Here is a 21,735-nt window from a genome sequence, read left to right as displayed (position 1 = left end):
GGTGTCAACCCCGTCGCAACCGCACCACTGGAAGGGAATCTTCCGGGGATGTTCGATGCGATGGCTGTGCGAGGGCCAGAAATTATCACGTTTCGATAAATCCTGTGGAGGGCTTGCATACCTCCACGATGCTTCTGCACTCCGGCCCCCGCTCCCGGCCGGCCCGGTGGGCCAGGCGCCCATCTCCCGCCCGCCGAGGAGCGGTTGCGACGTCGACCCCCGGACGCCGAGCGCGAGGTGGAAGTGCTCGGGCCCGGACGTATGGGAGACCACATGCCCCTGCTCCAGCCCCGTCTGCCCGGCCGCTCGCACCGGGCCCGCCGTACGAGAGGCCGCGCCCGGCGCCATGCCGGAGCACCGTCCGGAGCGCGATCCGGCCCGGCGCGCGGCCCGGTGCCCGGCGACGCACCCTCCGCGGAATCCGCCGCGGAATCCGCCGCGGCATCGGCCGCGGTGTCCCCGACGGCCTCGGCACCGGCGACGGCGGGCGCCTCCGGCCGGCGGGCGGTGCGGCGTCCGCCGCTGCTGTCCGCCGCCGGGGGACCGCACCCCACCGCCCTGGCCGCGGCCGCCCTCGCCGCCGCGGCCGCCCTGCTCGTCGCGGTCCGCGCCGGCGCACTGACCCGGCTGTGGGACTTCCTCGACTACGGCGCGGGTGTGCTCTCGCTGGTCTCCCTCACCGGCGCCGTCCTATGGGGCCTGGCGGCCACCGACCGCAGACTCCTCGCCTCCGGGCACCGGCTCGTCGCGCAGGCCGTGCACCGCGGGCTCGCCGTCGCCGGACTCGGCTTCCTCCTCCTGCACGTCTGGATCAAGGTCGAGCGGTCCCGGACCGACGCCGCCGCCGTGGTCCTGCCCTTCACCGACGGCCAGCAGCCGCTGCTCATCGGCCTCGGCAGCCTGGCCGGCTACGGGTTCGTCGCCGTGGCCGTCTCCGGCGCCGTCCGCGGCGCCTTCGCCGCCCGGGGCCGGTCGCTGTGGTGGCGGGCGCTGCACATGAGCGCGTACCCCGCCTGGGGAGCCTCCCTCGTCCACGGGCTCAAGTCCGGCCGCTCCGCCAGTGGTTGGGTGACGACCGGGTACGCCCTGTGCCTGCTCGCCGTCGCCGTCCTGCTGGCGCTGCGGCTGCGCGCGAAGCTCCGTACGCTCGCCGCCGCAGGGCCGCGCACACGGCCCGGTACGCCCCTGCGCACGGACCCCGCGCGACCCTCCGGCGCACCCGCCGCCGCGGCGCCGGTGCAGTCACCGCCGCACGTACCGTCCGCGCCCTCCCGGGTGCCCGGGCAGGCGCCGCCGCGCAGACCGGCACCCTTCGTCCGCCGGCCGGCGGAGTGGGCGGCCGAACTGCTCACCGCACGCCTGACCCGGCAGCCGGGCCCCACCGTGTTCCCCGCTCCGCCCGGCCGGCTCGCGGACCCGTCCACGGGGCCGTCCGCCGAGCCCCTCGACGGTGTGCGGAGCGGACGGTGAGCGGCTCCGGGACGCGGCCCGCCCTCGGCTGCGTCGGCGCACCCCGTCTGCTGGCCGGACTCGACACCTCCGAGCGGCTCGACCGGGCCGGCCATCTGAGCGTGCACGGAGCACTGCCCCGCTACCCCTGCGAAGGGCTCGTCGAACTCGCCGAGGGCATCGCGCTCGGCGGGCGCGGGGGAGCGGGATTCCCCTTCGCCCGCAAGCTCCGGGCCGTGGTCCGGTCCGCCCGCGGGCAGGACGGACGCACCGCCGTGGTCGTCAACGGGACCGAGGGCGAACCTAGTTGTCTGAAGGACGCGGCCCTGCTCCTCTACGTACCCCACCTCGTCCTCGACGGCGCACTGGTGGCCGCCGCCGCGCTCGGCGCCGAGGACGTGGTCGTCGGCGTCACCCGGCCGGACGTGGAGCGCTCGCTCACCGAGGCGGTCGCCGAACGGGGTCCCGCCGGGCGGCGCGTGCGCGTCGTCCGGCTCCCCGAACGCTTCGTCACGGGCGAGGGCAGCGCCCTCGTCAACGGCCTGGACGGCGGGCCCGGCGTGCCCTCCGGGCACCGGACGCGGACCAGCGAACGGGGTCTCGGCGGCCTGCCCACCCTGCTGTCCAACGCGGAGACGTACGCACAGCTCGCCGTCGCCGCCCGCCTCGGCGCACCCGCGTACGGCACGGCCGGACTGCCCGGCGAACCCGGCACCACCCTGCTGACCGTCGCCGGGACCACCGTGGTCGAGGTGCCCCTGGGCACCTCCCTGGCCTACGTGCTGGACCTGTGCGGCACGGTGCCCGGACAGGGCGTGCTCGTCGGCGGCTTCCACGGCCGCTGGCTAGGCCCGGGCGCGGCCCGCGAGGCGCTCATCTCGCGGAAGTCCCTGGCGGCGTACGACGCGGTGCTGGGCGCCGGTGCGGTGCTCCCGCTGCCCGAGGACACGTGCCCGGCCGGCGAGGTGGCCCGGGTCGCGCGCTGGATGGCGCGGGAGTCGGCGGGCCAGTGCGGCCCGTGCGTACGGGGACTGCCCTCGCTGGCCGATGCCGTGGAACGGCTCGTGGCCGGAGGCGGCGGTGCGGCCCTCGACGCCGTGCAGGCCCGGATGCGGGGGGTGCGTGGCCGTGGGGCGTGCTCCCACCCGGACGGCACGTCCTCGTTCGTGGCTTCCGCGCTCGCCGTCTTCCCCGAGGAGTTCCGCGACCACGCGCTGGGCAGCGGCTGCGGACGCCGGGTGCTGGGCGCCCTGCCGCTGCCCGCCGACGAGAGCCCCGAACGGCTCGTCGTGGACTGGACGTTGTGCAAGGGCCACGGGCTGTGCGTGGACCTGCTGCCCGATGTGGTGCGGCTCGACGAGGACGGCTATCCGGCCCGCGGAGTCATGCCGGTCCCCGGCCCTTTGCGGCCGAAAGCACTGCGTGCGGTGCGGCGTTGTCCGGCGCTCGCGCTCCGTATCCAGGAATGAGTTCACGCTTTGGCGTGATCTGACAAATTCCCGTTCCAATGAATGCGGAAGTCCCCGCAGACCTTATGAATGTTCCGACGGAAGAACAGCGTGCCGGAAGAAAACCGAAGGAGAGAACCATGGGCAACAGGAACCGGGCGACCGCGGCCGCCGCCGGATCGGTGCTGACGGTGCTTCTGCTCGCGTCGGGATGCGGCAGCGGTGACGACGGAGCCCGTACGGTGACCGTCCGGCCGGCCAGCGCGGAACGGGCGGTGGGCCACGGCGCCGGCGCCGGTGAGGGCTACGGGGAGGCCTACGGAGAGGCTGCGGAAGCGGAGACGGACGCGGACGCGGAGGCGACGGTGGCCGGCAAACTCGCGGTCCGGGAGATCCCCCAGGTCGGCAGCGTGCTCACGGACGCGGCCGGATCCACGCTCTACCGGTTCGACAAGGACACCGCCCAGCCGCCCCGCTCGAACTGCGAGGACGCCTGCGCCACCCTCTGGCCGGCGGTGCCCGCAGACGGAGCCGAGGCCCCGCCCGGCACGGACGCGGGGCTCCTCGGCTCGGTCGACCGGGCCGACGGCACCCGCCAGCTCACGATCGCGGGGTGGCCGGTGTACCGGTACGCCAAGGACACCCGGCCGGGCGAGGCGAAGGGCGAGGGCGTCGGCGGCACCTGGCACGCGCTGGGGGCGGACGGCGGAAAGGCGGCGGATGCCGGAAAGGCGGACGCAGGTAAAGCGGACGCCGGTCAGGCGGACGCAGGTAAAGCGGACGCCGGAAAGGAAGTCGCGCCGCTCTCCGTCGTGGACGACGCGAAACTCGGAAAGCTCTTGGTGGACGGACAGGGGCGCACCCTCTATCGCTTCGGAAAGGACAGCGCCTGGCCGATGAAATTCGGCTGCCTCGACGCCTGCCTGAACACGTGGAAACCCGCCGCACCCGTGGCAGCCGAAAAGGCCGTCGGAATTCCCGCCCGGCTGGTCGGCTCCGTCGAACGTCCCGACGGAACCCGCCAATTGACGATCGACTGCTGGCCCGTCTACCTCTTCACCGGAGACACCGCACCCGGCCAGACCAACGGACAGGGCCTGCAGGGGCTCTGGTTCGCGGTGAACGACGCGGGCAAGAAGATCCCGGCGGCGGGCTGACCGGCCGTGCGGGACACGGGAAAGCGGGGGCTCCGGGCGCCCCGCGCACTCGCCCTGTTCGCCGCCCTCCTCTGCGCGGGCTGCAGTGGCGCAGGGGCCGGGGGGCGAGCGGCGTCCCCGCCCCCCGGCCCCGCCCCCGAGCCGCTGGACCGGATCGCGGCCGCGCTGGGCTGCAGCCCCGAGGTGACGGTCGACGCGCAGGAGGTGCGCGAGGGCGCCTGCGCGGTGGGGGCCCAGGCCTTCCGGATGGCCACCTTCAGCACGGCGGATGGCCGGGCCGCGTGGCTGACGGAGTCACGGCAGTACGGGGGCACGTACCTCGTCGGCGAGCGCTGGATCATCACGGCTCCCTCGGCGGAGGCCCTGACCCCGGCCCGGGACCGCCTCGGCGGAACCCTGGACTCGGCCCCCGCCCACACCCACGACGCCGACACCCACGACGCGCCCACCCACGACGCGCCCACCCACGACGCTCACCCCTTGGTGATCCGGACCACTCCGGTCTCGGTGCCCTGATAGAGCGTGCCGTCCGGGCCGGTGGTGCCGGTCATCTGCAGCGGGTTGTAGACCAGCCCGATGCCCAGGAAGGAGCTGGTGAGCTGCGCTCCCGTGGCCGGGTCGAGCACCGCGTGGTGGTACGAGGCGAAGGTGTTCAGGCCGGCGCTGCCGGTGGGACCGGTGACGGAGACGGTGTAGATCTTGCCGTCGGCCACCGAAAGCCGGGGCAGGGCCGCGGACTTCACCGAGCTGTTCCACACCAGGGTGCAGCCGGTCCCCTCGGCGTTGACGTCGACCCGGCTGAGACCGCCGTCGAAGTTCGCGGACGCGGGCTTGCTCGCCGGGGCGCCTGCGGGCAGGGCCGGGTAGGGGTAGCCGTAGGTGTTGGTGACGAAGACGCTGCGGCCCGAGGCGATGACGGCGTCCTCGGTCCCGCTGTTGGCGTACTGGGTGAGCACCGGGGTGGAGCAGATCGGCGTGGGCCCGCCGTCCACCCGGTAGACGAGCAGGTTCTCGTGCGGGGCGGCGTTGTCGGTGATGGTGACGTACTCCGTCCCGTCGCCCGGCCCGAAGAAGCTCGGGGTGGCGCCGGTGCCCCAGCTGAGCTGGCCGGGCTTGCGGGCCGGGCCGCGGTCGTACGGGGCGCGCCAGTCGATGACGGGGGTGCCGTCGGGCGCCTCGGAGAGGAGGTACAGCGCGTGGTCGGTGGCGACCGCGGTGTGACCCGGAACGGTGGAGATGCTGTTCTGCACGCCCTCGCCGGTGGCGAGGGTGCGGACCGTGCCGGTGTCCGTGTCCGCGGTGCCGATCACGCCGCCGGTGGTGGCGAACCAGACCTTGCCGTTCCAGGCGGGGGCCAGGCCCACGATGTTGTCGCCGGCCGGCACGGCGCCCGCGAGCGGGGTGGACTGGTCGACCGTCAGCGCCCAGCCGCTGCCGGTGCGGTGGTGGCCGATGCGGACGAGGTTGCTGTTCCCGTCCACGGCGACCAGCCGGTCGTTGTTGTCGAGGTAGGAGTAGACGCCGCCGAACAGGCTGCCCTTGGGCAGGGCGAGGGAGGCCAGGTCGGCCCCGCTCGCCGGATCCAGCAGGTGCACGGTCGGGGTCTGTCCGAAGATGGTGGTGCAGAGGGTGACCACGTAGCCGTCGGCGCCGACCACGATGGTCGGGCAGGCGGAGGCCAGCGCGGTGCGGGAGTAGGCGATCTTCCCCGTGCCGGGGCCCGGGTAGGGCGTGGTGTCGCTGGACGCGCTGTCCCCGTGCATGCCGGCGGTGCCGTTGCCCGCGGTGGCCGGGTTCCGGGGCGGCAGCGGACCGAACTCCGTGGCGCCGCCGGAGGCGGTGGCGGTCGCAGTGCCCAGCGTGCTCAGCGCCACGGCGAAGGTGAGGGCGAGCGCGGCGAAGCGCCCGCCCTTGGGACGGGAAAACGGCATGGGGGAGTCCTAGAACCGAGGAGGGAGGGAGAGGTGGGGGAGCGGGAGACGGAGAAGGGCGAGCGCATTGCGCGGTCAGCTGACGCGGCGGCAGCCAGTTGTGCTGGCCCGGGCCGTGCTCCGTACGGCGGTGGCTCACCGGTACGGCTCCAGCAGCGAAGTTAACCGGTGCCTTCGCCGCCGGACCAGGGCTCCCGGCCACACCGCATGCCATGTTCATGATCCCGCAGCACCCGTGAAACAGTCAGCCCCCGGCCCGGGTCGGCGGGCGGGGCCGCGACGCGCCGCCGACGCCGGAGAACACGGATGCCGCACGGAAGGTACGTACGGTCGGAGCACGCGCACCCGCCCCGCCCGTCGTTGAGCGGAGACTCACAGATGGCACAGCCCACCCCCCTCGCCCTCAAGCCCGGCACGGCCTGGGCCGACGCCTGGAAGCGCGCACTCGCCGCGGCCCCGGAGGCCTTCCGCGAGGACCGCGTCCTGAACCTCTGGGCCGGCGCCTGGCAGAGCGACGGCCACGCACTGGCCGCCACCAGCCCCGTGGACGGCAGTCCGATCGCGGGACCGCCCCGGCTGGACGCGGGCACCGCTACGAAGGCGGTGCGCGCCGCCCTCGACCAGCACCGCGCCTGGCGGCAGGTCCCGGCGGCCGAGCGCCGGGCCCGGGTCACCGCCGCGCTCGACGCCCTCGCCGAGCACCGCGACCTGCTCGCCCTGCTCCTGGTGTGGGAGATCGGCAAGCCCTGGCGCCTCGCGCGGGCGGACGTGGACCGGGCCGTCGAGGGCGTGCGCTGGTACGTGGACCACATCGACGCCATGCTGGAGGGCCGGACCCCGCTCGACGGCCCGGTCTCCAACATCGCCAGCTGGAACTACCCCATGTCCGTCCTGGTCCACGCGATGCTGGTGCAGGCCCTCGCGGGCAATGCCGTCATCGCCAAGACCCCCACCGACGGGGGCCTGGCCTGCCTGACCCTCGCCTGCGCGCTCATCCACCGCGAGAACATCCCGGTCACCCTGGTCAGCGGCAGCGGCGGCGAACTCTCCGAGGCGCTCGTCCGCTCCCCGGAGATCGGCTGCGTCTCCTTCGTCGGCGGCCGCGACACCGGAGCCCGCATCGCCACCGCCCTCACCGACCTCGGCAAACGCCACGTCCTCGAACAGGAGGGCCTCAACACCTGGGGCATCTGGGAACACACCGACTGGACCGCCCTGGGCGCCGCCATCCCGAAGCTCTTCGACTACGGCAAGCAGCGCTGCACCGCCTACCCCCGCTTCGTCGTCCAGCGCACCGCCTTCCCCGACTTCCTCGCCGCCTACCTCCCCGCCGTCTCCGCCGTCCGCACCGGACACCCCCTCGCGGTCGCCCACCCGGACGATCCGCTGCCCGAACTCGACTTCGGCCCCCTCATCAACGCCGCCAAGGCGGCGGAGCTCACCGCGCACGCCGCGGAGGCCGTGGACCACGGCGCCGTCCCCCTCTTCCGCGGCACCCTGGACCCGGCCCGGTTCCTGCCCGGGCAGGACACCTCCGCCTACGTGGCCCCGCTGACCCTGCTCAGCCCGCCGGCCTCCTCGCCCCTGTACCACGCGGAGCCCTTCGGGCCGGTCGACACCATCGTGCTCGTCGACACCGAGCCCGAGCTGCTGGCGGCGATGAACGCCTCCAACGGAGCCCTGGTCTCCACCCTCTCCACCGACGACCCGGCCACCTTCGACCGCCTCGCGCCCCAGATCCGCGCCTTCAAGACCGGCCACGGCAGGCCCCGCTCGCGCGGGGACCGGGAGGAGCTCTTCGGCGGGTTCGGCGCCTCCTGGCGGGGCGCCTTCGTCGGCGGCGAGCTGCTGGTCCGCGCGGTCACCCTCGGACCGGCCGGCGAACGGCTCCCGGGCAACTTCCCGGACTACCAGCTGATGCCCTGAACAGGCGCCGAGGAGGCGATGCGCCGGGCTCCGGACGCTCTGATTACAGTGAGGTCACCGCCGTGCCGCGCGGAACGCCAAGGGGGCGGACCGCCGCGGCCCGGCAAGAAGCCTGGAATGGAGCCGCAGATGGAGAGTCCCAGCCGTACCGCGCTGATCGAGGACCTGATGGGGCGCTTCCCGCACGTGCCCCGGGAAGCCGTGATCAAGGAAGACCTCCTGCGGGGCGGCATGGCCTTCGACGAGTCCGCGCTCAGCGGCGGCGCCGACGGCTCCTCGGGCGACGTCAAGCCGAAGTCGTACTTCATCTTCTCCTTCGACCACCGCACCCTCCCGGAGCTCGGCGCCGCCGCCCTGAACCGGCCCCCGGAGGAGATCGTGCTCACGGGCGGCCCCTACGAGCTGCGCCGCACCGTGGTCTCCGTACGGGTCAACCCGGACTCCCCGTACGTGGTGCGCGGCGGGGAGGACGGCACGCTCGGCCTGTACCTGGACGGCGTACGGATCTCGGACGTCGGCCTGCCGCCGATGCCCGAGTACTACCGGCACAAGCTGTCGAACGGCAAGTCCGTGATGGAGGTCGCACCGACCATCCAGTGGGGCTACCTCATCTACCTGACCGTCTTCCGGGTGTGCCAGTACTTCGGCGCCAAGGAGGAGTGCCAGTTCTGCGACATCAACCACAACTGGCGCCAGCACAAGGCGGCCGGCCGCCCCTACACCGGTGTGAAGCCGGTCGAGGAGGTGCTGGAGGCGCTGGAGATCATCGACCGGTACGACACGGCGGGCATCTCCAAGGCCTACACCCTTACGGGCGGCTCGATCACCTCCCAGGTCGGCGGCCGTGACGAGGCCGACTTCTACGGGCAGTACGCCCAGGCCATCGAGGAGCGCTTCCCCGGCCGCTGGACCGGCAAGGTCGTCGCACAGGCCCTGCCGCGCGACGCCGTGCAGCGCTTCCACGACCACGGAGTCAAGATCTACCACCCCAACTTCGAGGTGTGGGACGAGTACCTGTTCAAGCTCCACTGCCCGGGCAAGGAGCGCTACGTCGGCCGCGACGAATGGCACCGCCGGATCCTGGACTCCACGGAGGTGTTCGGGCCGCGCAACGTGATCCCGAACTTCGTGGCGGGCATCGAGATGGCCGAACCCTTCGGGTTCACCAAGGTCAGCGAGGCCATCGCGTCGACCCAGGAGGGCCTGCGGTACTTCATGTCGCACGGTGTCGTACCGCGCTTCACCACCTGGTGCCCGGAGCCGACGACCCCGCTGGGCAAGGCGAACCCGCTGGGCGCGCCCCTGGAGTACCACGTCCGCCTGCTGGAGACCTACCGCGCGACGCTGGAGGAGTTCGGCCTGAGCTCCCCGCCCGGGTACGGTCCGGCGGGTCCCGGCCGCGCCGTGTTCTCCGTCTCCTCCTTCATGGACAGCCTGGAGGGGCTGGAGGCGAAGGAGGAGACGGAGGAAGGCGCCTCCTGACCGGGGGCGCTCAGACGTCGAGCACCAGGTCCGAGGTCGGCAGGGACTGGCAGGTCAGGACCTCGGTGTCGGGCAGGTCCTCCGAGGGGGTGACCAGGTGCGCGGCCGTGCCCTTCAGCACGCTGCAGGCACAGCTCTCGCACTGCCCGACCCGGCATCCGCTCGGCATGGCCACCCCGGCCGCCTCGCCGAGGGCGAGGAGCGGGCCGTCGTTCTTGCGCCAGACGGCGCTGCGTCCGGACCGGGCGAAGGTGACGGTGTACTCCGCGCCGTCGGGCACGGTCACCTCCTGCCGGGCCGGGCGGAACTTCTCGCTGAACACCTCGAAGCGCGGGACGCCGCGCGCGATCAGGGCGCCGGTGAGGGCGTCGAGCATGGGCTGCGGTCCGCACATGTAGAAGCGGGCCCGCCGCTCGATGAGACCGGGGTCGATGTCGTCGGCCGTGATGAACCCGGTGCGGTCGTAGTCGCGGCCGGGCACCTCGTCCGGTCCGGGTGCGGCGTAGTGGTCGATGACCGTCAGCGCCGGTAGGCGGGCGGCCAGCTCGCGCAGCCGGTCCCGGAAGGGATGGTCGGCCGCGTTGTTGTTGCCGTAGTGCAGGACGACCTCGGGGACCGTGCCGCCGGTGGCGGCGAGGGTTTCGAGGTAGCTCAGGAACGGGGTGATCCCGATGCCGCCGGCCAGGAGCACGACCGGGTTGCCGGTGTGCGTCGGGAGGGCGAAGACGCCGCCCGGGCTCGCCAGGTGGAGCCGGTCGCCGACCCGGAGCTCCTCGTGGACCCGGGTGGAGAAGGCCCCGCCGGGGATGTGGCGCACGGCGAGCCCGTAGTCGGTGCGGCCGGTGGCCAGCGCGGGGCCGGTGAGGGAGTAGCTGCGCCCGTCCGAGGGGTCCTGCAGGGTGCCGTCCGGGTGCTCGGCGCGCATGGTCAGGTGCTGGCCGGGGCGGTAGTCGGGCAGGGCTCCGCCGTCCTCGGGGGTCAGCCGCAGGCCGCGGATGCCCGGGCTCACCTCCGTGAGGCCGGTGACGGTGAAGGGACGGGCCCCGAGCCAGGTGCCGTCACCCGCCACCGGGGCGATCCGGCAGGCGGCCGACCGCAGGGGCGCCGAGCCGCTGAGCGGGTCGGTGTCGGAGTGGTCGACGAGCCGGTTGAAGTTGCTGCCCGATGGGGCGGTCGGGTCGGCGCCCGGGAGGGCGAGGTCGGTGGCCTCCTGCCACCAGCCGTACTCGCCGACGACGACGGAGGGGTGCAGGGAGTCGTCGAAGCGGGCCCGCAGCCGGATGGAGCCGCGGCGCGTGGCGAGCTCCAGCCACTGGCCCTCGCCGATGCCGTGGGCGGCCGCGGTCCGCGGGTGCAGGTCCACCGAGGGGTCGGTGGCCCGGCGGCGCAGCGAGGTCAGGGACCGCTGCTGGCTGTGGACGAAGTACCCGTGCTTCGCGCAGGTCAGCACCAGGGGGTACGCGGCGTCCGTGGGCGCGGGGTCGTGGTGCTCGGGCACCGCCGGGTATCCGTGCTCCAGCAGCCGTTCGGAGTACAGCTCGACGCGCCGGGTGGGCGTGGCGAAGCCGGTCACCGCGTCGCCGTCGGCCGCTGCGGGGGCCGCGTACTTGCGGTAGGACTCCTCGCGGGGCACCCGGACGCCGCCCGGGCGGCCGCGCAGTTCCGCGACGGTCAGGCCGAGCGGTTCGAGCTGCCAGTTCCAGGCCGCCTCGATGTCCCCGTCGAAGAACTCCGCGCCCATGCCGAGGCGGCAGGCCAGGTCGAAGACGAACTCCGTGTCGCTGCGGGACTCACCCTGCGGCTCGACCATCCGCGGCCGGAGCTGGACCTGTTCCTGGGCCCGGTGGCTGACCTCGAAGCCGAAGCGCAGGGCCTCGTGCTCGTAGGCGCTGTTGACCGGCAGGACGATGTCGGCGCTGCTGCTGGTCGGGTTGTGGAAGAGGTCCAGGTGGACCTGGAAGTCGAGCGCCCCCAGCGCCCGCGCGGTGCGGTCGGAGTCGGGCTGGGCGACGACCAGGTTGGACCCGAAGCCGATGAGGGCGCGGACCGGGTAGGGGCGGCCGGTCTCGATGGCCGTGCACAGGTCGCCGGAGTTGACGTAGCCGGAGGCGGGCGGGCCCAGCGGGTGCTTGTCGAGGCCGAGGGCCTTGGCACGCTGCTCCGGCGCGAACTGGGCGACCGACGTGGCCGGGTTGTAGGCCGGCGCGGGGACCACGTGGTTGCCGCCGCGGGCGTCGTAGGAGCCGGTCAGCGCGTAGAGGGTGGCCAGCGCCCGCTCGGTCTGCGCGGCGTTCGCGCTCTGTCCCACGCCGGTCCACCCGTAGTAGGTGACCGAGGGCGCGGCGGCGATCTCCGCGGCGAGGGCGCGGATCTCCCGCTCCGGGATCCAGGTGGTGGCCGCGACCCGGGCGGGCGGCCAGGCCGCGCACGCGGTGGCGTACCGCTCGAAGGCGGGCGCGCAGTCGGCGACCGAGCCGTCGCGCAGGGTGACGGGCCGGGTGCCGCGCAGCGCGAAGCGCTCGGGGCGGTCGGCGGCGCACGTGGTGTCGTAGGCCTCGGCCCGGCCGGTCTCCTCGTCGAAGACGGCGAAGCCCGAGGGGGCCGCGCCCTCGTACGTGCCGGGGAGCTCGTCCGCGCGCAGGAACCGTCCGGTATCGGCGCGGACCAGCAGGGGAGCGTTGGTCCAGGCGCGGACGAAGGCCGCGTCGTAGCCCTCGTCGGCGATGAGGAGGTGGGCCAGGCCCAGGGCGAGCGCGGCGTCGGTGCCGGGCCGGACCCGCAGCCAGTGGTCGGCGCGCAGCGCGCTCGTGGAGCGGCGCGGGTCCACGACGGCGAGCTTCGTGCCCGTGGCCTGGGCGGCGGACAGGGCGGCGGACTGGGCGAGCCAGGTCTTGGCCGGGTTGAACCCCCACAGCAGGGCGAGGTCGGCGTTCGCGTAGTCGGGCGGCGGGATCGGCGAGCCGAAGGTGAAGGCGTGCGCGACGTCCTTGTGCCAGTTGCAGATCTCCGCGCTGTACACCGTGTTCGGGCTGCCGAAGCGGCGTACGAAGCGCTCGATCCACTCGGTGGCGTCCGAGACCATCGTTCCGGAGGGCGTGGCCACCGCGAAGGCCACCGACTCGGGGCCGGTCTCGGCGGCGATCGTGCCGATCTTCTCGGCTATCTCGGTCATCGCCTCGTCCCAGGAGACGGGCACCCAGCCCGGGTCCGGGTCCGACTTGGGGTTGGTCCGGCGCAGCGGGGTGGTCAGCCGCCGGGTGCTGTGCGCGATCTCGGGGGCGGAGCGCCCCTTGGGACACATGGCGGTGCCCGTGGGATGGTCGGGGTCCGGTCGCACGCCGGTGAGGCGGCCGTCCTCGATGGTGAAGATCGCGCCGCAGCGCGACTTGCAGAGGGTGCAGAAACCCCTCTTCTCTTCGGACATGGCCGTCTCCCGCCTTGTGGACCTCCCTCCATTGGACAGTCCGTGGCACGGTGCTCACCAGCGGCGATGGTCTTGACCGGGGACACGGATGTCCCGGCCGGCCAGGGCCTTTCGGCCCCGGAACCGGCCGGGTCGTCCGGCCCGCCCGGGATGCCTAAGTGGCGCCTCAGGGGTGCCGGGCGTGTACCAAGCGGAAGGCGCCGTACAGGGCCGCGGCGGCGAGGGCCAGGAGGATGGAGGTCTCGATGAGCTGGGTCGGCCAGTGGTGCGAGGCCGGGTGGAAGTCCAGGTACCGGGCGGTGATGTGCAGGTCGGCGGGGCAGCCGGCCGTCGGGTCCGTCGGGTTGAAGCAGGAGTTCTCCGAAAGGCGCTCACCCGTCGAGCTGAGGTAGCCGGTGTCCATCATCAAGGCGGAGCCGGGCAACCGCGGACCGGCGTCCCCCGGATAGGGCACGGTCCTCGTCACCACGGGCAGGAAGGACCAGCGCAGCGCGCCGAGGACCAGGAGCACCAGGCCGGTGAGGAGACCCGTGACCGCCATGGCGGTCAGTGTCCGCCGGACCAGCTGGCCGACCAGGGCGCCGAGGGCCACGCCGAGCAGGCAGTAGCCGATGAGTACCGGTCCGGTGGCCTCGTACGGGCCCCGGTCGGCCCAGTTGAGCTGCCAGGATCCGCTCACCCTCGACCAGCCCAGGCGGTACACCCCGATCAGGGCGGTCGAACCGAGCACGGAGACCACGGCCGCGACCAGCACCTTCGAGCCGAGCCAGGCCCTCGCCGTCGTGGACTGGGTGAGGGCGAGCCGCCAGGTCCCGCTCTCCAGCTCGCGGGCGACCATCGGGCCGGCGACGAAGGCTCCGACGAGCAGCGGAAGGAACAGCATCGTGTTGCCCGCGTACATCACGCAGAGCCGGAACAGCTCCCACGCGTAGTACTCGGTCGACATGTCCATCCGGTCGGATTCCGAGGTCCCGCTCCAGGCCCGCAGCGCGACCGTCGCGGCGAGGCTCGCGCCCACCAGCGCGGGCACCGCCCACAGCACGCGCCGGTGCTGGCGGACCGTGACCCAGTACGGCCCCTTCAGGCTCAGCGTGCTCATGCCGGTACCCCCGCGGTGGCTTCGGCGTCCACGGCGAACGCCGGGGCTTCGGGCGCGCGCAGATGGGCGAGCAACAGTTCCTCCAGGGACGGGTGGGTGGTCTGCCAGGTACCGCTGTCCACGGGACCCCGCGGCCGTACGAGCGCCGTGAGCTGGCGGCCCGTCGTACGGGCCTCCACCACCGTGTGCGCCGCGAGTTCCTCGCGGGCCGCGGCGGGCCCGGTGACCAGTACGTGCGCCGCGCCGACCTCGTCGATGGGGCCGGAGAGGCGGATCCGGCCGCCGTCGACGAGGAGCAGGTGGTCGCAGGCGCCCTCCAGCTCGGTGAGGATGTGCGAGGACATCACCACGGAGGTGCCGTTCTCGGCGGCGTCGGCCATCAGCGTGCCCATGAGGCGGTGCCGGGCGAGCGGGTCGAGGTCGGCCATCGGCTCGTCGAGCAGGAGCAGGCCCGGGCGTTTGCCGAGGGCCAGGGCCAGGGCGACCCGCGTGCGCTGGCCGCCGGAGAGGGTGCGGACCTTCGCGTGCGGGTCGAGGTTCCCCGCCTCCACGATCTGCTCCGCCCTGCTCGCGTCCCAGCGTCCGGGGTTGAGTTCCCGCCCCATGCGCAGCGTCTCACCGACGGTGAGCTGCGGGTACAGCGGCTTTTCCTGGGCCACGAAGGCCAGTTCCTCGCGCGGGACCGAGCGGAGGTATCCCTCCGTCGCGGACACCAGCCCGGCCGCGATGGTCAACAGGCTCGACTTTCCAGCCCCGTTGGGCCCTACGAGTGCACAGATCCGGCCCTCGGGAAGCCGGAAGGAGCAGTCGCGCAGCGCCCATCCTCCCCGGCGTCCGTAGCGCAGGCCGAGGCCCTCCGCCTCGATCACGGTGTGCGTCATACGTTGTCGTCCCCCTTGAAGTGCTCTTCCAGTACGGCCGAGAAGAGCGCGGCCGCGTCCTCCCGCTCCATCCCGGCCTCCCGGGCCCTGCGCGCCCAGTCCGCGAGGTCGGCGCGCAGCGGGGACTCCGCCGGGGCGCCGCCCAGGGACGCGCGGATGAAGGTGCCCAGCCCCCGCTTCGCCTCGACGAGGCCCTCGCGCTCCAGCTCGCGGTAGGCCTTGAGGACGGTGTTCGGGTTGATGGCGGTGGCCTCGACGACCTCGCGCGCGGTCGGCAGTTTGTCGCCCGGCTCCAACAGGCCCAGGCGCAGGGCCTGTTTGGTCTGCTGGACGATCTGCAGGTACGTGGCGATGCCGCTGCGCCGGTCGATGCGGTACTCGAGCACGACAACACCACCCTTTCACTAGGTAAGTAGTGAAAGGGTGGTGCAGGGGGGTACTTCTGTCAACTGTCCTGCGCTGTGCCTCCGTTGTTCCTACGTCGCTCAGGCGAAGGCGGGATCCGGGATCGAGCGGCGCAGCTCCGGCGCGATCCGCGACTGGAACAGCTCCAGGGAGTCGCGGTGCTGAGCCTCCGTCAGCCCGCCCGGCTCGGCCTGGAGGTGCAGGACCGTGTGGCCGAACTCCTGGTGGTAGCGGTGCACCTTCTCGATCACCTGCTCGGGGCTGCCGATCAGGGCCGAGCTCCGCTCGACGAAGTCCTCCAGGGTCGGGAAGACCGGCTCCAGACCCTGCGCGGCGTGGGCCGCGAGGTACCGGGCGAAGGCCGGCCGGTACGCGGCCACCGCGGCCTGCGAGGTGGGCGCCGTGTGGAAGCCCGCCGTGCCCGCGCCGACGACCGCGTGGGCCGGATCGTGTCCGTAGTGCTCCCAGCGCTCTCGGTAGTGGCGGATCAGCGCGGCGTACGGGCCGATCGGATGGGTGACGTTCGCGGAGAACAGCGGGTCGCCGTAGCGCGCCGCGAGGTCCACGGACTCACGGCTCGTGGCGCTGCCGTGCCACACGCGCAGCGTCTTCTGGTACGGCCGGGGCAGCACCTCGGCGCCGCTCAGCGCGGGCCGGAAGCGCGGCTGCGCCGTCACCTTGTCCTCGCTCCAGATCTGCCGGAACAGCTCGTAGCCCTCGGAGCTGCGCTCCCACTGGTCCTCGGGGGTCACGTCGAACAGCTCGCGCTGGGCGGTGCCGTTCCCCTTGCCGATCATCAACTCCAGTCTTCCGTCGCTGAGGTGGTCGAGCGTCGCGTAGTCCTCGTACGCCCGCACCGGGTCCAGCAGGCTCAAGGTGGTCACGGCGGTGTAGAGCCGGATGCGCCGGGTCAGGGCCGCGATGTGGGAGAGCACCACGGGCGGCGAGGAGGACAGGAACGGCCGCTCGTGGCGCTCGCCGACCCCGAACCCGTCGAAGCCGAGCTCCTCCGCCTGCAGCGCGGCGGCGACGACCTGCCGGAACCGCTCGCGCGTGGGGGTGGGGGCGCCCGTCTCCGGGTCCGTGCCGTCCGTGATCAGGGTGATGGCCAGGAACTTCAATCCGGCTCCTATCGAAAAGGGCATTCCCGGAATCAGGGTCGCTGAATGACGGGAGTGTGAAATGCGATTCGGCAGAATTAAATCTGTGTGTCGGCGCTGTCATGGGCGCCGCCCGGCGCCCGGAAGGCCAGGAAGGAAGGCCTGTGGCGCACGGTGAAACCGATCGACTCGTAGAGGCGCACCGCATCGGTGTTCTCGGCGGCCGTGTGCAGGAACGGCACGTCTCCCCGCTCCCGGATGCCCGCCGCGACGGCACGGACCAGCCGCGTCGCCAGCCCCCTGCCGCGGAAGCCGGGATGGGTGCAGACCGCGCTGATCTCCGTCCAGCCGGGCGGGCGCAGCCGCTCCCCGGCCATGGCGACCAGCCGGCCGCGATGGCGGATGCCCAGGTACGTGCCCAGCTCGACGGTGCGGGGCAGGAAGGGCCCGGGCTTCGTCAGCTCGATCAGCTCCAGCATCTCGGGCACGTCCGCAGCCCCGAGCCGCACCGCCTCGGGGGCGGGCTCGGCGCGCAGCGAGGTGTCGGTCAGCTGGACGCCCCGCCCCGACCAGAGGGTCTCCCAGCCGGGGGGCGGGGTCAGCACCCCGGAGAGCGAGACCACCCCGCCGGGGCCCGCCAGGGTGCCCAGCGCGTCCCAGGACCGGGCGTCGGCCGGATCCGCGATCGCGCAGAAGACGGCGACGTCCGGCTGGTAGCGGGCGGCGTGGGCGCCGGCCCGCACGGCGAAGGCCGCGTGCGCGCCGGAGAGCGAGGCCCAGGCCGGGTTGTCGAGGACGTGCGGGACCGCAGGGACCGCAGGGGGCGCCGGGATCGCCGGCGCCGCAGGGGTCACGCGGCTGGGTGCAGGACTGGCGCTGGTGGTGGTGCTGGTGCTGGGCATGGGGCGGAACCCTCCTTCCGTGGAATGCCTGACCTGGCCGGGGACGGCCGGCCGCAGGATCAGGAGTTGGTCGTGGGCAGCCCGGGCGGGTTCACCAGGGAGGTCGGCACGGCCTCGTTGGAGAGGTTCCAGGCGGTGAGGAGCTGCGGGTACTGGCCGCTCTTGGCCAGGTGGTTGATGGCTTCGGCCACGGGCTCGGCCAGTCCGCTGCCCTTCTTCGCGGTCGCGGCGATCAGCCCCTGGAGGGACTCGCCGGCACCGGAGAACGAACCGGCGTTGCGGGTCGGGGCGTTGCTGCTCGCGGTCTGGGTGATGTGGTAGGCGATCGAGGGGTTCGGGCCGAAGTTGAGGTCGATCTTCTTGCCGCTCAGCGCCAGGTAGACGCTGTTGGCGTCGGGGAAGTACTTGACCGTGATGTCCTTGCCCTCGGACTGGAGCTTCTTCTGCCACTCCAGGAGGATCTTCTCCTGGTTGGTGCCCTTGCTGACGGAGACCGTCTTGCCCGCCAGGTTGCGGTAGTCGCCGCCGAACTCCCAGGTGTTCTCCTTCAGGGCTTCGAAGGCCAGGTTGTCCTGCCGGTAGGACGCGAAGTCGTACTTCTTCTTGCGCTCCTCGGTGACCGTGACGTTGGAGAAGGCCACGTCGACCTTGCCGCTGTCGACGCCGACGAAGAGGTTCTCCCACGTGGAGTTCTTCACCACGGGCTTCAGGCCCAGCGTCGCGGCGACCAGCCGGCCGAGGTCGGGCTCCGCGCCGGTCAGGGTCTTCTGGTCGGTGCCGACGAAGGCCAGGGGCGGGAAGCCGGCGGGCAGGGCGCCGACCCCGATGACCAGCTCACCGCGGTCGCGCACCTCCTTGGGAAGCTGGGCGCGCAGGGACTCGACGACCGGGGCGGACAGCTCGGCCTGCTGGGCGGCCCCGTTGGAGAAGGCGCCGACGGTCACCTTGTCCGAGCCGGAGCCCGCGGCGGCGCCGGAGGCCTTCGCGTCACCGCCGCACGCGGTGAGTCCGGCGGCGAGGGCGACGGCGGCGGTCGTGGCGCCGAGGCCGCGGACGAGTCTGTTGCGCAGGAGGGACGGGCGGTGCATGGCGTTGCCTTTCGGGTGTGCGGCGATACGGGGAAGGCCGCGGCGGTGAGGGTGAAGGAATGGGGGCCGGGGCGCGGCCGGCCGGGCCGGGTGATGCGCCGGAGACCCGTCAGAGCACCTTGCTGAGGAACTCCCGGGTGCGCGGATGCGCGGGGTGGTCCAGCACCTGTGCGGGCGGACCCTGTTCGACGATGCGGCCCTCGTGGAGGAAGACGACCTCGTCGGCGACCTCGCGGGCGAAGCCGATCTCGTGGGTCACGATCACGAGGGTGGTGCCCCCGGTGGCCAGGTCCTTGATCACGGAGAGCACCTCGCCGACCAGCTCGGGGTCGAGCGCCGAGGTGGGCTCGTCGAAGAGGATGACCCCCGGCCGCAGGGCGAGCGCCCGGGCGATGGCCACCCGCTGCTGCTGCCCGCCGGACAACTGCCGCGGGTAGGCCCCGCCGCGGTCGCCGAGCCCGACGCGGCGCAGCAGGTCCTGCGCCAGGGCCTGTGCCTGCGGCCGGGACAGCCTGCCGGTGGCCACCGGGGCGGCGGCCACGTTGTCCAGCACGGTGAGGTGCGGGAAGAGGTTGAAGTTCTGGAAGACGAAGCCGATGCGGCCGCGCTGGGCGAGGATCGCCCGTTCCCGCAGCTCCTTGAGCCGGCCCCCGTGCCGCTGGACGCCGATCAGCTCGCCCCCGATGGTGACGTGGCCGGCCTCCGGCTTCTCCAGATGGTTGAGGACCCGCAGCAGGGTCGACTTGCCGGATCCCGAACGCCCCAGGATCACGGTGACCGTGCCGGGCGCGACGGTAAGGTTCACCCCGTCCAGGACCTGGCGGCCGCCGAACCACTTGTGCACGTCGTGCACCTCGATGGCGGCCGCGGGCGGGGCCGCGGCGGTGACGGTGGTCGAGTCCACGGTCATCGGGCCGTCTCCTTCCGGTAGCGGATCCCCAGGTCGCGCAGGCCCGCCCGGGCCCGCTGGAGGGGAGTGGGCACCGGGGTGCGCAGGGCTCCGCGGGCGTAGTACCGCTCGACGTAGTACTGCACGACGGAGACCAGACTGGTGAGGATCACGTACCAGACGGTCGCCACCAGCAGCAGCGGCACCACGTCGCCGGGGTAGGTGCTGGCCAGGCTCTGGGCCGAGCCGAACAGGTCGAGCAGCGAGACGTAGAAGACCAGGGAGGTGGCCTTGAGCAGGCCGATCAGCTGGTTGACGTAGGAGGGCACGATGGAGCGGAGCGCCTGCGGGAAGACGATCCGGGCGAACTGGTAGCGCCTGGGCAGTCCCAGGGCCGCGGCCGCCTCGTGCTGGCCCTGGTCCACGGAGAGCACCCCGGCCCGGACGATCTCGGCGGCGTACGCCGCCTCGCTCAGGCTCAGTCCGACCACCGCGACCGCCATGTCGGTGGCGAGCCGCGACTCGTCGAAGGTCACGAAGGCGGGGCCGAACGGGACGCCGATGCTGAGCGTGGGGTACAGGGCGCTGAGGTTGTAGAGGAAGAGCAGGACCACGATCAGCGGCACGGAACGCAGGAGCCAGATGTAGGTCCAGCTCACCGACCGCAGCACCGGGCTGCCCGAGAGCCGCCCGAGGGCCAGCAGGATGCCGCCGGCCAGACCCAGGACGGCACTGTACGCGGCCACCTGGAGGGTGATGAGCAGCCCGTCCAGGATCACCGGGCGGGCGAACCAGTACGCGAACCGGTCCCACTGGTAGAAGGGATTGGTGATCAGCCCGTGGGCGGCCTGCGACACCAGCACCAGGACGATGATGGCGGCCACCCACCGCCCGGGCCGGCGCAGCGGGAGGACCCGCTCGGCCGGCCCCGGCGGCCCGGTGGGGCCGGCGGGCGCGGAGAGGAGCAGTGATTCGGTCAAGGACACTCCACGGCTTCGAAATAGGAGCAGAATCGAAAAGCAGCCGTCAAGCAGGACTGGAGAGGCCGCCGATATCTTTTATCTGCGGCGTAAGCTAGGCAGCCCGGAGAAGGGGTGTCAACGGCCTGGATATCCGCATGCGTGAAATCGTGTTCCGATTTCATCCGCCGTACACACAACGCCTGTTCGTGAAATGAAACTCAGCGGCCGCCGGGTGCGGTGGCCGAGTTCAGGCGGCCGCGCAGGCCGGCCAGCCGGACGCGCAGCAGCTTCAGCGGTGTCGGCGGCAGGCCGCGGGAGCTGCCGCGCGCGTAGTACCGCTCCACGTAGTACTGGCCCGCGCTCAGCACGGTGGTCACGGCGACGTACCAGAGGGTGGCCACCATCAGCAGCGGGATGACCTGGTAGTTCTGGTTGTAGACCAACTGCACCGAGTACAGCAGGTCGTGCACGGCCAGCACGCTGACGATGCTCGTGCCCTTGAGGGTGCCGATGAGCATGTTCCCGGCGGTCGGCACGATGGAGCGCATCGCCTGGGGAACCACGATCCGGTACAGCGTGCGGCGCCTGCTCAGCCCGAGCGCCTGCGCGGCCTCGGTCTGGCCGGGGTCCACCGAGAGGATCCCGCCGCGGACCACCTCGGCGGCGTACGCGGTCTCGTGCAGGGTCAGGCCGATGACAGCCGTCAGGGTCGGGCCGAGCAGGTTGACCGTGGTGACGGTGAACAGCTGCGGGCCGTAGGGGATGCCCAGGCCCAGCGTCGGGTACAGGGCGCCGATGTTGAACCAGAACAGCAGCTGCACCAGCAGCGGTGTGGACCGGAAGATCCACACGTAACCCCAGCTCAGGGTGCGCAGCACCGGATTGTCCGACAGCCGCATCACGGCGAGGACGGTGCCGAACAGGAAGCCCAGCACCATCACCACGGCGGTCAGCCAGAGGGTCAGCAGCAGCCCGTCGAGCACGGCGGAGGTGGTGAAGTACCGCCCGACCAGACCCCATTGGAAGGCGTCGTTGCGGAAGACGGAGGCGAGCACCAGGGCGAAGACGAGCAGGGCCGCGGCGGCGGACACCTGGCGGCCCACGCGTCGGCGCGGCACGATCGGCGGCGACTCCGTACCGGGGACGGCCGTGTCGAGGGCGTCGAGGGCGTCGAGGGTGTCGAGTGATCCGGGCGTGCGGGAAACGTCGGAAGCGGTGCTCATGGAGGTGCTCCGGGGATGGGAGGGATCGCGGGCGGCAACGACTGCCCGGCGGCGTGGGGCGGGCACGCCCGGGCCGCCGGACAGGGGTGCGGTCGTCACGCTCGCCGTGTCCCTCAACACGGCCGGACCGGCTCCGTGCACGGCGCATCCGGTCCACCGTCGATCGTATGCGCCGACGGCACGGCCGTGTCAACGGTGCCCGGTCCGGCGGGGGACCGGAGCGTCCGGCATTCGGGCCGTTGCTTGACGAACGGCAGTTCGTCCTGTTCAAGTAGTCGCATGAATGCCCATCAGCGCCTGGTCTCGCGCGACTACATCGACTTCGGTCGGGTGTGGTCCGCGGCTTGTTGCGCCTGACGCGGCAGCGGG

At 72.8% G+C, this 21,735-nt stretch carries 17 protein-coding genes; 6 read left to right on the top strand and 11 right to left on the bottom strand.

Annotation, left to right across the window (positions count from 1 at the left end; all coding sequences use genetic code 11):
• The first annotated feature begins 204 nt into the window (after positions 1-204).
• The 4 genes from ACIA8F_RS31290 to ACIA8F_RS31275 all read left to right on the top strand — a co-directional run bounded on the left by ACIA8F_RS31290 (position 205) and on the right by ACIA8F_RS31275 (position 4,570).
• On the top strand, positions 205-1,470 hold the full coding sequence (locus tag ACIA8F_RS31290) for a hypothetical protein (RefSeq protein WP_399383834.1): 1,266 nt from the start codon (positions 205-207) through the stop codon (positions 1,468-1,470).
• Positions 1,467-2,918, top strand: coding sequence for an NADH-ubiquinone oxidoreductase-F iron-sulfur binding region domain-containing protein (locus tag ACIA8F_RS31285; protein WP_399383832.1), 1,452 nt, complete (start codon positions 1,467-1,469; stop codon positions 2,916-2,918). Before ACIA8F_RS31290 ends, ACIA8F_RS31285 begins: the two co-directional genes overlap by 4 nt.
• Positions 2,919-3,037: 119 nt before the next feature.
• Positions 3,038-4,054: an SCO0930 family lipoprotein gene (locus tag ACIA8F_RS31280; RefSeq protein WP_399383830.1), complete on the top strand. Its 1,017-nt coding sequence runs from the start codon at positions 3,038-3,040 to the stop codon at positions 4,052-4,054.
• A gap of 6 nt (positions 4,055-4,060) precedes the next feature.
• A complete protein-coding gene (locus ACIA8F_RS31275; protein WP_399383828.1) occupies positions 4,061-4,570 on the top strand; it encodes a hypothetical protein in 510 nt (169 codons plus the stop codon).
• On the opposite strand, the gene ACIA8F_RS31270 is transcribed toward ACIA8F_RS31275, so the two are convergent.
• A complete protein-coding gene (locus tag ACIA8F_RS31270; RefSeq protein WP_399383826.1) occupies positions 4,528-5,985 on the bottom strand; it encodes a hypothetical protein in 1,458 nt (485 codons plus the stop codon). The two genes, ACIA8F_RS31275 and ACIA8F_RS31270, sit on opposite strands and share 43 nt — an antisense overlap.
• Before the next feature lie 378 nt (positions 5,986-6,363).
• Here ACIA8F_RS31270 and ACIA8F_RS31265 point away from each other — a divergent pair, with 378 nt between their 5' ends.
• A complete protein-coding gene (locus tag ACIA8F_RS31265; protein ID WP_399383824.1) occupies positions 6,364-7,911 on the top strand; it encodes an aldehyde dehydrogenase family protein in 1,548 nt (515 codons plus the stop codon).
• Positions 7,912-8,040: 129 nt separating this feature from the next.
• Positions 8,041-9,393 (top strand): radical SAM protein, encoded by a 1,353-nt coding sequence (locus ACIA8F_RS31260; RefSeq protein ID WP_399383822.1) that lies wholly within the window; start codon positions 8,041-8,043, stop codon positions 9,391-9,393.
• A gap of 10 nt (positions 9,394-9,403) precedes the next feature.
• Here ACIA8F_RS31260 and ACIA8F_RS31255 read toward each other — a convergent pair whose 3' ends face one another.
• From ACIA8F_RS31255 to ACIA8F_RS31210, 10 genes are all read right to left on the bottom strand, one after another.
• Positions 9,404-12,817 (bottom strand): molybdopterin-dependent oxidoreductase, encoded by a 3,414-nt coding sequence (locus ACIA8F_RS31255; protein WP_399383820.1) that lies wholly within the window; start codon positions 12,815-12,817, stop codon positions 9,404-9,406.
• A 166-nt stretch (positions 12,818-12,983) separates the two neighbouring features.
• Positions 12,984-13,916 (bottom strand): ABC transporter permease, encoded by a 933-nt coding sequence (locus ACIA8F_RS31250; protein ID WP_399383818.1) that lies wholly within the window; start codon positions 13,914-13,916, stop codon positions 12,984-12,986.
• Positions 13,913-14,797: an ABC transporter ATP-binding protein gene (locus ACIA8F_RS31245; protein ID WP_399383816.1), complete on the bottom strand. Its 885-nt coding sequence runs from the start codon at positions 14,795-14,797 to the stop codon at positions 13,913-13,915. Before ACIA8F_RS31245 ends, ACIA8F_RS31250 begins: the two co-directional genes overlap by 4 nt.
• Positions 14,794-15,183, bottom strand: a complete 390-nt coding sequence (locus tag ACIA8F_RS31240; protein ID WP_399383814.1) for a GntR family transcriptional regulator — start codon at positions 15,181-15,183, stop codon at positions 14,794-14,796. Before ACIA8F_RS31240 ends, ACIA8F_RS31245 begins: the two co-directional genes overlap by 4 nt.
• A gap of 99 nt (positions 15,184-15,282) precedes the next feature.
• Positions 15,283-16,323, bottom strand: coding sequence for an LLM class flavin-dependent oxidoreductase (locus tag ACIA8F_RS31235; protein WP_399383812.1), 1,041 nt, complete (start codon positions 16,321-16,323; stop codon positions 15,283-15,285).
• A gap of 77 nt (positions 16,324-16,400) precedes the next feature.
• The gene (locus ACIA8F_RS31230) at positions 16,401-17,204 is read right to left on the bottom strand and encodes a GNAT family N-acetyltransferase (RefSeq protein WP_399383810.1); all 804 of its coding nucleotides are present in this window, start codon (positions 17,202-17,204) and stop codon (positions 16,401-16,403) included.
• Positions 17,205-17,263: 59 nt separating this feature from the next.
• Positions 17,264-18,292: a transporter substrate-binding domain-containing protein gene (locus ACIA8F_RS31225; protein ID WP_399383808.1), complete on the bottom strand. Its 1,029-nt coding sequence runs from the start codon at positions 18,290-18,292 to the stop codon at positions 17,264-17,266.
• Between the two features lie 109 nt (positions 18,293-18,401).
• A complete protein-coding gene (locus tag ACIA8F_RS31220) occupies positions 18,402-19,202 on the bottom strand; it encodes an amino acid ABC transporter ATP-binding protein (protein ID WP_399383807.1) in 801 nt (266 codons plus the stop codon).
• Positions 19,199-20,161 carry an amino acid ABC transporter permease gene (locus ACIA8F_RS31215; protein ID WP_399383805.1) on the bottom strand — a complete coding sequence of 321 codons (963 nt, stop codon included), beginning with the start codon at positions 20,159-20,161 and terminating at the stop codon, positions 19,199-19,201. Before ACIA8F_RS31215 ends, ACIA8F_RS31220 begins: the two co-directional genes overlap by 4 nt.
• A gap of 200 nt (positions 20,162-20,361) precedes the next feature.
• Positions 20,362-21,366 (bottom strand): amino acid ABC transporter permease, encoded by a 1,005-nt coding sequence (locus ACIA8F_RS31210; RefSeq protein WP_399383802.1) that lies wholly within the window; start codon positions 21,364-21,366, stop codon positions 20,362-20,364.
• Between the last annotated feature and the right edge of the window lie 369 nt (positions 21,367-21,735).

The organism is Streptomyces sp. NPDC051563, from assembly GCF_044454225.1.
Taxonomy (GTDB): domain Bacteria; phylum Actinomycetota; class Actinomycetes; order Streptomycetales; family Streptomycetaceae; genus Streptomyces.
The sequence above is the reverse complement of the archived record's forward strand: the minus strand, read 5'-3'. Positions and strand labels throughout refer to the sequence as shown.